The sequence below is a fragment of the Flavobacterium flavipallidum genome, from assembly GCF_038289905.1.
In the GTDB taxonomy this organism is placed as follows: Bacteria; Bacteroidota; Bacteroidia; order Flavobacteriales; family Flavobacteriaceae; genus Flavobacterium; species Flavobacterium flavipallidum.
The window spans coordinates 118,536-131,689 of record NZ_JBBYHU010000005.1 but is presented as its reverse complement, the minus strand read 5'-3'; the positions used below and the strand labels follow the sequence as shown (position 1 = coordinate 131,689).

At 32.5% G+C, this 13,154-nt stretch carries 11 protein-coding genes, 4 tRNA genes and 1 pseudogene; 7 read left to right on the top strand and 9 right to left on the bottom strand.

Features of this window, described 5'->3' with window-relative positions:
• The first annotated feature begins 118 nt into the window (after positions 1-118).
• The 3 genes from AAEO59_RS04465 (at position 119) to AAEO59_RS04455 (ending at position 1,439) form a co-directional block, all read left to right on the top strand.
• Positions 119-193, top strand: a tRNA-Val gene (locus AAEO59_RS04465).
• Between the two features lie 25 nt (positions 194-218).
• Positions 219-293: transfer RNA gene (locus AAEO59_RS04460), tRNA-Val, on the top strand.
• 132 nt (positions 294-425) lie between these two features.
• On the top strand, positions 426-1,439 hold the full coding sequence (locus tag AAEO59_RS04455; protein WP_341699537.1) for an LLM class flavin-dependent oxidoreductase: 1,014 nt from the start codon (positions 426-428) through the stop codon (positions 1,437-1,439).
• Here the strand turns inward: AAEO59_RS04455 and AAEO59_RS04450 are convergent.
• From AAEO59_RS04450 to AAEO59_RS04415, 8 genes and pseudogenes are all read right to left on the bottom strand, one after another.
• Positions 1,436-2,368: a transglutaminase gene (locus AAEO59_RS04450; protein ID WP_341699536.1), complete on the bottom strand. Its 933-nt coding sequence runs from the start codon at positions 2,366-2,368 to the stop codon at positions 1,436-1,438. The genes AAEO59_RS04455 and AAEO59_RS04450 overlap by 4 nt on opposite strands.
• Positions 2,369-2,487: 119 nt before the next feature.
• Complete coding sequence (locus AAEO59_RS04445) at positions 2,488-3,354, bottom strand: nucleoside phosphorylase (protein ID WP_341699535.1); 867 nt, start codon at positions 3,352-3,354, stop codon at positions 2,488-2,490.
• A gap of 100 nt (positions 3,355-3,454) precedes the next feature.
• On the bottom strand, positions 3,455-3,787 hold the full coding sequence (locus AAEO59_RS04440; RefSeq protein WP_341699534.1) for a translation initiation factor: 333 nt from the start codon (positions 3,785-3,787) through the stop codon (positions 3,455-3,457).
• A 97-nt stretch (positions 3,788-3,884) separates the two neighbouring features.
• Positions 3,885-4,835 carry an isopenicillin N synthase family dioxygenase gene (locus AAEO59_RS04435; RefSeq protein ID WP_341699533.1) on the bottom strand — a complete coding sequence of 317 codons (951 nt, stop codon included), beginning with the start codon at positions 4,833-4,835 and terminating at the stop codon, positions 3,885-3,887.
• Between the two features lie 143 nt (positions 4,836-4,978).
• A tRNA-Tyr gene (locus tag AAEO59_RS04430) sits at positions 4,979-5,059 on the bottom strand.
• A gap of 130 nt (positions 5,060-5,189) precedes the next feature.
• Positions 5,190-5,273, bottom strand: a tRNA-Tyr gene (locus tag AAEO59_RS04425).
• A 185-nt stretch (positions 5,274-5,458) separates the two neighbouring features.
• Positions 5,459-5,854 (bottom strand): annotated as a pseudogene (locus tag AAEO59_RS04420) (TlpA family protein disulfide reductase); the annotation flags it as partial.
• A gap of 12 nt (positions 5,855-5,866) precedes the next feature.
• Complete coding sequence (locus AAEO59_RS04415) at positions 5,867-6,634, bottom strand: DUF4369 domain-containing protein (protein WP_341699532.1); 768 nt, start codon at positions 6,632-6,634, stop codon at positions 5,867-5,869.
• 218 nt (positions 6,635-6,852) lie between these two features.
• On the opposite strand from AAEO59_RS04415, the gene AAEO59_RS04410 reads away from it, so the two are divergent.
• Entirely contained in the window at positions 6,853-7,080 is a 228-nt protein-coding gene (locus AAEO59_RS04410; protein ID WP_341699531.1) for a hypothetical protein, read from the top strand.
• 33 nt (positions 7,081-7,113) lie between these two features.
• On the opposite strand, the gene AAEO59_RS04405 is transcribed toward AAEO59_RS04410, so the two are convergent.
• Positions 7,114-8,658, bottom strand: a complete 1,545-nt coding sequence (locus AAEO59_RS04405) for a hypothetical protein (protein WP_341699530.1) — start codon at positions 8,656-8,658, stop codon at positions 7,114-7,116.
• A gap of 154 nt (positions 8,659-8,812) precedes the next feature.
• Here AAEO59_RS04405 and AAEO59_RS04400 point away from each other — a divergent pair, with 154 nt between their 5' ends.
• From AAEO59_RS04400 to ilvD, 3 genes are all read left to right on the top strand, one after another.
• Positions 8,813-9,988, top strand: a complete 1,176-nt coding sequence (locus tag AAEO59_RS04400; RefSeq protein WP_341699529.1) for a 2-isopropylmalate synthase — start codon at positions 8,813-8,815, stop codon at positions 9,986-9,988.
• Between the two features lie 71 nt (positions 9,989-10,059).
• On the top strand, positions 10,060-11,172 hold the full coding sequence (gene leuB / locus AAEO59_RS04395; protein WP_341699528.1) for a 3-isopropylmalate dehydrogenase: 1,113 nt from the start codon (positions 10,060-10,062) through the stop codon (positions 11,170-11,172).
• A 271-nt stretch (positions 11,173-11,443) separates the two neighbouring features.
• Entirely contained in the window at positions 11,444-13,117 is a 1,674-nt protein-coding gene (ilvD, locus tag AAEO59_RS04390) for a dihydroxy-acid dehydratase (RefSeq protein WP_341699527.1), read from the top strand.
• Positions 13,118-13,154 lie beyond the last annotated feature (37 nt).

Below are 13,154 nucleotides of genomic sequence, written 5' to 3'. Positions count from 1 at the left end.
TGTTTTTGAGTGATAAAGAAAATAAGTTTGAAAAAATGTAAATTTATTTTCTTTTTTTGCTTGGAAATACAAAATCTAACTGTATTTTTGCAGTCGCAATCAGGAAATGATAGCACAAGGGTGATTAGCTCAGCTGGTTCAGAGCACCTCGTTTACACCGAGGGGGTCGGGGGTTCGAACCCCTCATTACCCACAAATCGAAAGATTTATTTAAAATAGGGCGATTAGCTCAGCTGGTTCAGAGCACCTCGTTTACACCGAGGGGGTCGGGGGTTCGAACCCCTCATCGCCCACAAGAAACTCCAACAGAAATGTTGGAGTTTTTTTTGTTTCATATTCAAATTTAACTTAGCATTAGTATTTCCTTGCGAATGAAAGACTGAAACAATGTTTATTTTTGTCATTCCTAATTTATATTTTAGTTCATGGCTTCAAAATCACTTTCACAAGTTAAAATATCCGTTTTGGATTTAGCAATCGTAAGAGACGGAGGAAATCCATCCGATACTTTTAAGAACAGTATGGATTTGGCACAAAATGCTGAAAAATGGGGTTATGAACGTTTTTGGCTGGCTGAACATCATAATATGCAAGGTGTAGCTAGTAGTGCTACGGTAGTATTGATTGGTCATATTGCTTCAGGAACTTCCACTATAAGAGTAGGTTCGGGTGGAATTATGCTTCCTAATCATGCTCCTTTGGTGGTAGCGGAACAATTTGGAACCCTTGCAACACTTTTTCCTGGCCGAATTGATTTAGGATTAGGACGTGCTCCGGGAACGGATCAATTTACTGCAGCAGCTTTAAAAAGAGATGATCACGCCGCAATGGAATTTCCAGCCAATGTGGAAGAATTACATTTGTATTTGTCTGAAGGGAATAAAAACGGAAGAGTGCGTGCGATTCCAGGTGAAGGTTTAAATATTCCTATTTGGATTTTGGGATCTAGTACAGATAGTGCTTATTTAGCAGCTTCAATGGGTTTACCTTATGCATTTGCGAGTCATTTTGCTCCGGCACAATTGTATAAAGCACTTACTATTTACAGAAATAATTTTAAACCTTCTGAAAACTTAAAAAAGCCTTATGTGATTACCTGTGTTAATGTAATTGCCGGAGATACCGATTACGAAGCACAAAAACAAGCTACTTCTTTTAAACGATTATTTTGGGGAATAATTACTGGTAAAAGAGAACAACTAAAACCGCCTGTAAAACCTGAAGAAGATTTTAGAGACGCAATGGAAGAAGCCGCTTTACAACAAATGACTCAATATACTTTTATTGGTGGACCAGAAAAAATTAAAGCCGATTTGAATCGTTTTATTGAATTTGCTCAAATTGATGAATTAATGGTTGCTGGTGCTATTTACGATCATGACGCCAGATTGCGCTCATTTGAAATTTTGAGCGAATTGCATAAAGAGAAACAAATTTAATTGAGTGTTAAAGCCCCTAAAATTTCTTCGGACATAAAAGGTCCTCCGGGGTATTTAGCGGTGTAATCTAAATTCAACCAAACCTGATTGCGTTCGTCTATATGATAATGCAATTGTTTGCCGTAGCTTTCTTTTTCAAAGAGTTTATTTTTAATTAAAAAATTGACTGCTTCAAGATCGTTCTTATTTCCTATAAGAATTTCGGGATAGATATGACCTTTAGTATGTATTAAACGTGGTGTTCCTCCAATAGCACGTACACAGGCTGCCATTAAAATGGAATGATCATCACAATCTCCGGATAAATAATTTAAAGATTCACTAGCAGTAGCAATATAATCTCCGTCTTTAGGATCGCTAACATAATTCCATCTGCTATTGATTTCTTTGAAAACAGCAAAACATTGAATGATTGTTCTGTAATCTGAATAGCCTTTTAGATCTTTAAAATTTTTATTGACAGCCATAACGGCAAAATTTCGAACCTTAGGATTTTGATATTCAATGGCATTAATTATTAATGATTTATTTGGGAATGGTAATAGTTTTGAAATGATAATATCCTGTGGAAATGGATTGTCAGACATGGTGTAAACCATTGAATCATAATCTTCGTAAACACTTTGAAATCCATAATTTCCGGATATCGTTCCGTATAAGAGAATTAAAATATAAAAAACGATACAAATAATAATTATTGTTCTAAGTAGTCGAAGTAATAACTGAATTCCAATTAAAATAAAAATAAATAAAAGGAAACGATCCAGATTGAAAGGCCAGTTGAATTCGATTAAATTTTGATGCGCAATGATAAAAGTCGGGATACTAATTAAAATATTTAAAACAAAAATAATTATTTCATCCCAAGGTTTTCTGAGCTGAAGCTTTTGTTTAATATCTTGAAAATTAAATCTTTTAAAATTTATCATGCGAAGCAAAAAAGTAAAACGAAACTGTTTTGACTATTTTATCAAAAGTACCTATTTTATTGCTAATTTTTAGTTTAAAAAATTGAATTTCAATTTTGTTTAACATTTCTTCAAATAATTCAATTACTCAACTTTTCTAAAGTATAACAAATCAATTTTTCAACTACATCATATGGATTATCGCTAAAAGTTCCATTGGCGCGATTTGCAATAATAGCATTCAAAGAAATAGCCTTATGTCCCAAAAGTGCAGCTAAACCATAAATGGCAGCGGTTTCCATCTCGAGATTTGTCATTTGTATGCCATTATATTCAAATTGATCCATTTTGCTATTGAGTTCATTATCCTGAATATCCAAACGCAATATTCTTCCCTGAGGGCCGTAAAATCCGCCAGCCGTTGCGGTAAAACCTTTGTGTATCTCTACTGAATCAAATTTTTGTTTTAAATTTTCATTGGAGTGAACTACATAAGGTTGACCTTTTTGCAGCTGCCAATTCGTCTGTTTAATGAAAGCTGTTTCAATTTCTATATCGGAAACGGAATTAATTTGATAGGACCGAAGCATATTATCCAAACCGATGGCGTATTGACTCATTACGAAGCTGTCAACTGGAATATTCGCCTGTAAAGAGCCTGATGTTCCTATTCGAACAATATTCAAAGAACTTAATTGTTCTTTTATTTTTCTTGTTTTAAAATCAATATTAACTAAAGCGTCTAATTCGTTTAAAACAATATCAATATTGTCAGGACCAATTCCTGTTGAAATCACTGTAATTCTTTTGCCTTTGTAATGTCCGGTTTGTGTTTTGAATTCTCGTTTTTGGGTAGAAAATTCAATTGAATCAAAATAGGATGTGACTTTTTCAACCCGATCAGGATCGCCTACGAAAATAATATCCTGAGCAATATTTTCAGGCTTAAGATTCAAGTGGTAAATACTACCGTCAGGATTTAATATGAGTTCAGATGCTGCAATCATTTTTATAATTTAAGAAATTCTGGGGTGCTTAGAGATTATAGGCTTTGCAATATTTCTGTTTCTGTAAGTCTAAAATCTGAATTCTAAATTCTATAATTAATTAGCCACCAACACGTTTTGTTTTAAATCCTTTTTCTTGCAAAAGTTTCATGATTTTGTCACGATAATCACCTTGGATAATTATTGCTCCGTCTTTGAAACTTCCTCCTACACTTAATTTGGTTTTGATTTCTTTGGCGAGGATTTTAAAATCTTCATCTTCACCTTCATAACCCTCAATAATGGTTGTTGGTTTGCCTTTTCTTTTTTCGAATTTGCAAATCATAGGTTCTTTTTGAACAAATAATTCGTGTTTTGTATCTTCAGTTGTTTCCGGTTCGTTACTAGGTACGTGGTCTGGAAATAAGTTTTTTAATTGGTCTTGTAAGTCCATAATTTTTTTATGCTAAAAAATAAGATTAAATTTTAAAAATCTAAAAATCCAAAACTGATAATTGGAATTTGGAATTTAAATTTTGGAATTTTTCGGTTTATTTTTTAATTAATCCTAAATCTACTAATCGCTCATGTAAAAATTCACCAGCTGTAATATCTTCATACAACTTTGGATTATTTTCATCGATGCAGTTTTCTAAACAGTTTAAAGGCATATCGCTTACAGGGTGCATGAAGAAAGGAATCGAATATCTTGAAGTTCCCCATAATTCTCTTGGCGGATTTACCACCTGATGAATTGTCGATTTTAATTTATTGTTGGTGTGTCTGGATAACATGTCTCCAACATTGATAACCAACTCATCGTCGGCGGCAATAGCATCGATCCATGCTCCATCGTGATTTTGTACCTGTAAACCTTTACCTTGAGCGCCCATTAAAAGTGTAATCAGGTTAATGTCACCGTGAGCAGCTGCTCTGATAGCATTTTGAGGTTCAGAAGTAATAGGCGGGTAGTGTATTGGTCTTAAAATAGAATTTCCTTCATAGGCATATTTGTCAAAGTAAAATTCATCTAGACCTAAATGTAATGCCAAAGCCCTCAAAACATAGATTCCAGTTTTTTCAAGCATTTGATAAGTTTCTTTTCCAATTGTATTAAAACGAGGTAATTCTTCTACCAGAATGTTTTCAGGATATTCTACTGCGTATTTTGATTCAGGTGAAACATATTGACCAAAATGCCAAAACTCTTTCAAGTCGCCTTCTTTTCGCCCTTTGGCGTGTTCTTTTCCAAAAGAAACATACCCCCTTTGTCCACCATTTTCAGGGAACTCATATTTTTTTTTAGTTTCTAAAGGTAAATTGAAAAAAGCTTTGATTTCGTTGTATAATTCTTCTACTAATTGCTGGTTTAAAAAATGCCCTCTCAAAGCAACAAAACCTATCTCTTCAAAAGCACGTCCTATTTCTTTAACGAATTTTTCTTTGCGAATAGGATCATTGGAAAGAAAGTCACCTAAATCAACACTGGGAATATTTTGCATGGAGTATTTACGTTTATAAATTAGAAACTATTTTCTTTGGTTCACAAATGTATTTAATAAAAAGTTTAATTAGAATTTTAAAGTTAAAATCCTAAAAAGAATTGAGCAAAAAAAAACGCTTCAATTTCTTGAAACGTTTTTAGTGGGAAGAGCAGGATTCGAACCTGCGAAGGTTTCCCAACGGATTTACAGTCCGTCCTCGTTGGCCGCTTGAGTATCTTCCCGGACCCACTTTTTGCTTGTCTTACTTGTTGTAAGCGGTTGCAAAGGCAGAAACACTTTTGACCTATGCAAACTATATTTTAAAGAACTAAATTTATTAATAAAAAACGCTCCAATTGCTTGAAGCGTTTTTGGTGGGAAGAGCAGGATTCGAACCTGCGAAGGTTTCCCAACGGATTTACAGTCCGTCCTCGTTGGCCGCTTGAGTATCTTCCCGGACCGACTTTTTGCTTGTCTTACTTGTTGTAAGCGGTTGCAAATATAGCAACACTTTTGACGTTTGCAAACATTTTCAGTGCTTAATTTTAAAGTTTTTTTAATCTTTTTTTAAAGTGTTGGTCTTTAATATAATAAAAAAATCTCCGCAAGGGAGATTTTTTTATTATGTGCTTAAAAAGCGATTATTTTCCTAAAAGTTCTTTGATTTTTGCTCTTAGTTCATCACCTCTTAAATCTTTCGCTACTACATTTCCTGAAGCATCTAAGATAAAAGTTGCTGGAATAGCTTCTACTTTATATTGAGCCGCAATTGGATCTCCCCAACCTTTTAAGTTAGAAACCTGCGTCCAGATTAATTGATCTTTAGCAATTGCTTCTTTCCATTTGTTTGCATCCTGATCTAAAGAAACACCTATTATATTAAGACCTTTTGAATGAAACTCTTTGTAAATCGCAACCACATTAGGATTTTCTTTTCTACAAGGTCCACACCAAGAAGCCCAAAAATCAATAATAGTTACTTTTCCTAAGCTTTCTTTCAGAGAAGTTACTTTTCCTTCAGTGTTTGGTGCTGAAAAATTAGGAGCTCTTCATTTAGTAGCTGGTGCAGCTGGCATTGCAGCAGCTCCAGGAACAGAAGATTTAATTGCAGTCAATCTTTCTTTGATTGCTTTACCTGGTTTAGTGTTTTTTAATTCTTCTTCAAAACCATCGTAGATTTTTTCTGCTTTTTTGATATCAGCAGTTGGATCTCCTAACATACTTTGAAGAATTAAAGCACTAATAAGTGATTTAGGATGTGTTTCAGAATAAGTGATGTATTTCGCTTTAGATTTTTCACCAACTTCTTGTTGCAATTTTTGGAACTCACCCATTAAGCTATTAATTGTTGCAGTATCTTTAGCCTGTTGAGCTTGGTTCATTTTAAGTGTATTCGCTTTTTGGAAATCGATTAATTTCTTTTGAACCACTTTCATTTCTTCGTTAAATTTCACATACTCATCATTGTTGTAAGTACCTGAAATTTTAGTATTTTGAATACTATCTTTATTAATTTCAATATTGATTTCTCCTGACTCAAGGATAAATGGAATAGGCTGATTAGCCGCTTCTAATTGAAGTACGTGGAAAGAAGGTTCAGTAACTTTTCCTGAAATTTCAAATTTTCCATTTTCAACTTTTACAGTATCAATATTAATCAAACCACCCATTCCGCTAGGATCTTGTGTTTGAAGAATGATCGTTTTTCCGTTTTCAATTCCCTTTGCAGTTCCTGTGATGATGTACTCACCTTTACCAACTTTACTACATGAAACTAGTAGAGCAGAGGCAGAAAGAAATAAAAATAATTTTTTCATTATTAATTAGTTAAATTAGTTAAGTCTGCAAAAGTATTTAAATTTATAAAACAGCAGCAATTTTAATCGCTAAATTTTTGTTATAATTAATGTTATTTATTATTAAATGGATCCTGTAAATATACAGGTGTTTTTAATGATTTTTTTTTGTTTGTGTTAGATTATTTGTTTTTACAAAATGACCAATATATTTTTGAGAAATAATAGAAAACAGTACTATGAGAATTTTAAAAGAGAAATTATTAATAAAAGATGCTACTATAAATAAGGTACAATTCGACAGAGAATGGTTTTTTAGTTTTGAAGATATTGTATTTTATTTAAAAGAAGATTTATCAGAAGTTGAATATATCCACTTACCTATGTTGATTGATGGGGTAGAAGAGTTAGTAAAATGCTGTTCTTTTGAAGATATTATAAGGGGACGAAAAGAATTTAACCAATAACAAAAGAGAGAAGGGAAGTTTCTCTCTTCTGTTTTATCGGTTGTAAAGCTTAGCTTTTTCCTTAATTATATCACTAATTTTTCGATTTTCAATTTTACTTTCTAACCAAGAGATAATATCGAGATATAAGAAAGCCCTCTTTTCATAGGTGTTTTGCTCTAGTTCAGTAAAACGTTCTTTCATTTTAATAAACTCTTTTTTAATGTCGGTTGGATAAATTGAATTTAAGTTTTTCAAAAATCGAATGATTTCTTTTTGTACTTCATGCAAATCGTTCATTTTAATTAAAAACTTGTAGGTGTTTTTTAATTGTGTTTCTAAGTAGTAATCTTTACCTAATTCGTAATGAGCAATTAAACATAAAATACGAGCAAAACACATTAAATCTTCGCGCATACTCAAATTCTTATTGTTTATTATTTTTTCCAAATAAAAAATACATTCGTTGTATTTTCCTATTCCAAAATAAATACTGGCAAATTTATAGAAAAACAGCATTTCGTGATGTTCGTCCAAATGCTCATTGTGAATTTTTAGTTTATTTAAAATTTCCGGAATTAAATATTCGCTTTCTGCAAATGTACCTTCCATGATATGGTAATTCAATTTATTGTTATAAACATACAGGAATGAAAGGCAGGCGATATTGTCATTTATAGGAAAACGAGAATCTCTTATAGTGTCTTCAAGCAATGCAAGGTATTTTTTAAACTTCGTCTGGTATTTTAACATGTACAATGATTCCAGTAAATAATGATTCCCTTTTAAGAAGAAAACAGGATTTAAGAAAATCATATTGGGATTATCATAAAAAAGAGTTACCCATTTTGAGGCAAATTTATAGCTGGCTAAAAAATCCTGAACCAAAAAACTGCGCCAAAGATTAGCATTGTAAAACCAGTATTTTTCACGAAAACCAAATTTATTCTCGTCTAATTTTGCGGTATGTTTATTAAAATAATCATCAATATAAGTATATTCTTCATCGCTTTTCACATAACCTGTTTTAAGCATGATACCATATAATTGAAGCGATAAATTAGAGAGTTTACTCGAAATAATATTTTGATAATTCAGCTCTTTAGCTTGAACTACTAATTCATCAGCTCTTCCTTGAATACTTCTTGTTATGTATTGAGATTCGATTAGTTTTTCAAATTCGACAATTTCATAAGCCATTAATTTTTCGTCGTTTTCAATGGCCTGTGTTTTGGTTTTGTCCAATATTTTCAAACTCTGTTTGTATAATCCTTTGTTATAAAGAATTGTAGCAAAATCAATTTGTTCTCTTAATTGATATCGGATGTTTTGACTTGGAATATTTAGTCTGATACTAACTAATATTTGTTTGTATAAATAAGATTTTAAATTTGATAATTGTACTTTTTTTATGCTTCCACTTTTAAGAATAAGTTTTTCATCATAATTATCAGATTTGTCTAAAATATTAAACAATTCAATGAATTTTGTATTCGAACTTGTCTCTAAACGACTGGCAAAAATTTTAAATTGTCGTTTTTCAGATTTAGATAAGGACTTTATAAGAACGAATAAAAAATCTTTTTGATGGTTAGCCATTGTAAAATAAATAGATGTAAATTATTGATTTTCAGTTGTTTAAATTGTCTTTATTTGACTTATAAACAGTATATTCAATGAAAATGAATTTTCAGTTCAAAGTAAAGAATATATTTTTGTTATCAAGATGTGAAATTACATTAAATTAATTAAAATGAATAGAGATAAAGTCCAAATTTTTGATACCACTTTGCGAGACGGAGAACAAGTTCCGGGATGTAAATTAGATACCAAACAAAAACTTGTTATAGCGGAACGCTTAGACAATATGGGTGTTGATATTATTGAAGCTGGTTTTCCGGTTTCAAGTCCTGGTGATTTTTTATCTGTTACTGAGATTAGTAAAATTGTTCAAAATGCAACAGTTTGTGGTCTTACAAGAGCGGTAAAAAACGATATCGACGTAGCAGCTCAAGCATTGAAACATGCTAAAAAACCTCGTATACATACAGGTATCGGGACATCTGATTCTCATATATTACATAAATTAAACACAACTAGAGAAGATATCATAGCTAGAGCTAAAGCAGCTGTTGCTCATGCAAAATCCTATGTAGAAGATGTAGAGTTTTATGCTGAGGATGCCGGAAGAACTGATAATGCATTCTTAGCTCAAGTTTGTGAAGAAGTTATTAAGTCAGGAGCAACTGTACTTAATATTCCCGATACAACTGGTTATTGTTTACCTGATGAATACGGAGCGAAAATTAAATACCTTAAAGAAAATGTAAAAGGTATAGAAAATGTTACTATTTCTTGTCACTGTCATAATGATTTAGGAATGGCTACCGCTAATTCAATATCAGGTGCTATTAATGGTGCCAGACAAATAGAATGTACTATTAACGGAATTGGGGAAAGAGCTGGTAACACTGCTCTTGAAGAAGTGGTAATGATTTTTAGACAACATCCAGATTTGAATTTGTATACCGATATTGATACAAAACAATTAAACGAAATGAGTCGTTTGGTTTCAGAGAGTATGGGTATGATGGTACAGCCTAATAAAGCAATTGTAGGAGCAAATGCATTTGCACATAGTTCAGGAATTCATCAGGATGGAGTTATTAAAAACAGAGCAACATACGAAATTATCGATCCTGCTGATGTAGGAGTGAATGAATCATCAATCGTTTTAACAGCAAGAAGTGGTAGAGCTGCATTAGCATATCGTGCTAAAAAAGTAGGTTACGAGTTAACAAAAGCACAGTTAGATGTAGTTTATGTTGAGTTTTTGAAATTTGCTGATGTAAAAAAGGAAATTTTAGATGATGATATTCATTTAATTATTGCAGCTTCTAAAATTGAAGGTGATTTAATCAAACGATAATTTAGAGTAGTTTCGGGATAAAGGTTTTAAAATTGATTAAATTTCAGATTTTAATTTAAAAATATAATCTCATGGACTTAAAGATAGCAGTTTTGTCTGGTGACGGAATTGGACCTGAAGTAATTTTACAGGCAAAAAAAGCTTTGTCTGCTATTGGAGTTGTATATGAACATGATTTTATTTTTGAAGATGCACTAATTGGTGCAATTGCAATAGATAAAACGGGATCGCCTCTTCCTGAACAAACTTTAAATCTTTGTTTAAATACTGATGCGGTTTTATTTGGAGCCATTGGGGATCCAAAATACAATTCAGATTCAAATATTCGACCAGAACAAGGATTGTTGCGATTGAGAAAAGAATTAGGATTGTTTGCTAATATCAGGCCTTTAAAGCCTTTTAAAGGTTTGCTTGATGTTTCTCCCTTGAAAAGAGAAATTGTGGAAGGAGTTGATTTTGTGATTTTCAGAGAATTAACAGCTGGTATTTATTTTGGTAAAAAAAAATTAAATGAGGCGGGAACCATTGCTTCTGATTTATGTGAGTATACTGAAGATGAAATTACAAGAATAGCTCATTTAGCATTTCAGTCAGCACAAAAAAGAAGAAAAAAATTGACATTAGTTGATATGGCGAATGTTTTGGAGACTTCTCGTTTGTGGCGAAAAGTAGTGTATAAAATAAGTGCAGATTATCCCGAAGTAAGTTTAGATTTCTTATTAGCTGATAATGCCGCTAAACAAATTATTTCAAATCCTAAGCAATTCGATGTAGTTTTAACTAGTAATTTATTTGGTGATCTTTTGTCGGATGAAGCAAGTGTAATAACGGGATCTATAGGGGTTTTAGCTTCGGCTTCATTAGGAGAAAAAAATGCCTTATTTGAACCGGTTCATGGTTCTTATCCTCATGCAAAAGGAAGAAACATTGCTAATCCATTTGCATCAATACTTTCGGTAGCTATGATGTTGGAACATTTTGGTCTAACTGAAGAAGCTAAAAAAGTATGTGAGGGAGTTGAAAAAGCAATAGAGTATAACGTTGTTACTATAGATTTAAATCCGGATTCTAAATTTGGGACTAATGAAGTAGGGGAGTTTATTTCGAATTTTATTTTAAACAAAGATGACCTAATGTATTTTAATAATGATAATGTACATTTAGGACAGTCAACAATAGTATAAATACTATTTTGACAGATAATTAAAATTAATGATAAGAAATTCGTAAAATTTCATTTTTTATTTTTTTAAATATAAAGGTTTTTATACTTTTGTTCCATCAAAATAAAAAAATGAAAAATTCAATCGTATTAGTTTCTGTCATTAATGTCGTTGTTGTAAAAACAAACGCATAAGGGAAGCTATTAATATAATTGAAAATTAATATTATATAACTCCCATAAATTGGGAGTTTTTTTTTGGATTTATATTAAATATATAAAACATTAGTTAAATGGAATTGAATAAATACAGCAAAACGATCACTCAGGATCAGACTCAGCCGGCAGCGCAAGCAATGTTGTATGGAATTGGTTTGAATGAAGAAGATTTAAAAAAAGCACAAGTAGGTATTGTAAGTATGGGTTACGAAGGTAATACTTGTAATATGCACTTGAACGACCTAGCTAAAGATGTAAAACAAGGAGTTTGGGATGCTGATTTAGTTGGTTTAATATTCAATACTATTGGTGTAAGTGACGGAATTTCTAATGGAACTGACGGAATGCGTTTTTCATTAGTGTCTCGTGATGTAATTGCAGATTCTATTGAAACTGTAATGGGAGCGCAGTGGTATGATAGTATGATAGCAATTCCAGGATGCGACAAAAATATGCCTGGAGCAGTAATGGCAATGGGTAGAGTAAATCGTCCTGCTATTATGGTGTATGGTGGAACCATTCATTCCGGAAAATGGAAAGGTGAATCTTTAAATATTGTTTCTGCTTTTGAAGCTTTAGGAAAAAAATTAAATAACACCATTACTCCTGAAGATTTTAAAGGAGTAATTCAAAATTCTTGTCCAGGAGCGGGTGCTTGTGGCGGAATGTATACGGCTAATACGATGGCTTCGGCAATTGAAGCTTTAGGGATGAGTTTACCTTATAGTTCATCTAATCCTGCATTAAGTCCCGAAAAAAAACAGGAATGTGCTGAAGCAGGAAAAGCAATTAGAGTATTACTTGAAAAAGATATTAAGCCAAGAGATATCATGACTCGTAAGGCTTTTGAAAATGCAATTACAATAGTTGCTGTTTTAGGAGGTTCAACGAATGCGGTGATGCACTTAATTGCTATGGCACATTCAGTAGATGTTGAAATTACCTTAGATGATTTTCAGGCTATCAACGATAAAACACCGGTTTTGGCTGATTTAAAGCCAAGTGGTAAATACATGATGGAAGATTTATATGCAGTAGGAGGTGTTCCGGCTGTGATGAAATATTTACTAAAAGAAGGTTATCTTCATGGTGATTGTTTAACTGTAACAGGAAAAACATTAGCCGAAAATTTAGAATCAGTTCCAGATTTACAAGACGGTCAGGAAGTGATTTATGAAATTCACAAAGCTTTAAAACCTACAGGAAACATTCAGGTTTTATACGGAAATCTGGCTTCTGAAGGTTGTGTAGCAAAAATTAGTGGAAAAGAAGGAGAATTTTTTGAAGGAACTGCAGTAGTTTTTGAAAGTGAATTCGAAGTTATTCCAGGAATTGCCAAAGGAATGGTTCAGCCAGGTAATGTAGTCGTCATCAGGTATTGTGGACCAAAAGGTGGTCCGGGGATGCCAGAAATGCTAAAACCAACTTCGGCTATTATTGGAGCAGGATTAGGAAATAGCGTTGCTTTGATTACAGATGGTAGATTCTCCGGTGGTTCACATGGCTTCGTGGTTGGACACGTTACACCAGAGGCTTATGATGGAGGGGCGATTGCCTTAGTTGAGAATGGAGATGTGATTACAATTGATGCAGTTAAAAACACCATCGATTTAAAAATCTCTGAAGAAGAATTTGCTAAGAGAAAAGCAAATTGGGTTCAACCACCATTAAAAGCTTCAAAAGGAGTTTTATTAAAATATGCAAAATCAGTTTCAAGCGCCTCTAAAGGTTGCGTAACAGATAAATAACAGACAATTTGATTTTAAAAAATTGTCAAAATATAAA

Excerpts from the sequence above, each read along its gene's own strand:
- AAEO59_RS04455 (WP_341699537.1), top strand. The coding sequence starts at position 426 with ATGGCTTCAAAATCACTTTCACAAGTTAAAATATCCGTTTTGGATTTA.
- AAEO59_RS04450 (WP_341699536.1), bottom strand. The coding sequence starts at position 2,368 with ATGATAAATTTTAAAAGATTTAATTTTCAAGATATTAAACAAAAGCTT.
- AAEO59_RS04445 (WP_341699535.1), bottom strand. The coding sequence starts at position 3,354 with ATGATTGCAGCATCTGAACTCATATTAAATCCTGACGGTAGTATTTAC.
- AAEO59_RS04440 (WP_341699534.1), bottom strand. The coding sequence starts at position 3,787 with ATGGACTTACAAGACCAATTAAAAAACTTATTTCCAGACCACGTACCT.
- AAEO59_RS04435 (WP_341699533.1), bottom strand. The coding sequence starts at position 4,835 with ATGCAAAATATTCCCAGTGTTGATTTAGGTGACTTTCTTTCCAATGAT.
- AAEO59_RS04415 (WP_341699532.1), bottom strand. The coding sequence starts at position 6,634 with ATGAAAAAATTATTTTTATTTCTTTCTGCCTCTGCTCTACTAGTTTCA.
- AAEO59_RS04410 (WP_341699531.1), top strand. The coding sequence starts at position 6,853 with ATGAGAATTTTAAAAGAGAAATTATTAATAAAAGATGCTACTATAAAT.
- AAEO59_RS04405 (WP_341699530.1), bottom strand. The coding sequence starts at position 8,658 with ATGGCTAACCATCAAAAAGATTTTTTATTCGTTCTTATAAAGTCCTTA.
- AAEO59_RS04400 (WP_341699529.1), top strand. The coding sequence starts at position 8,813 with ATGAATAGAGATAAAGTCCAAATTTTTGATACCACTTTGCGAGACGGA.
- leuB (WP_341699528.1), top strand. The coding sequence starts at position 10,060 with ATGGACTTAAAGATAGCAGTTTTGTCTGGTGACGGAATTGGACCTGAA.
- ilvD (WP_341699527.1), top strand. The coding sequence starts at position 11,444 with ATGGAATTGAATAAATACAGCAAAACGATCACTCAGGATCAGACTCAG.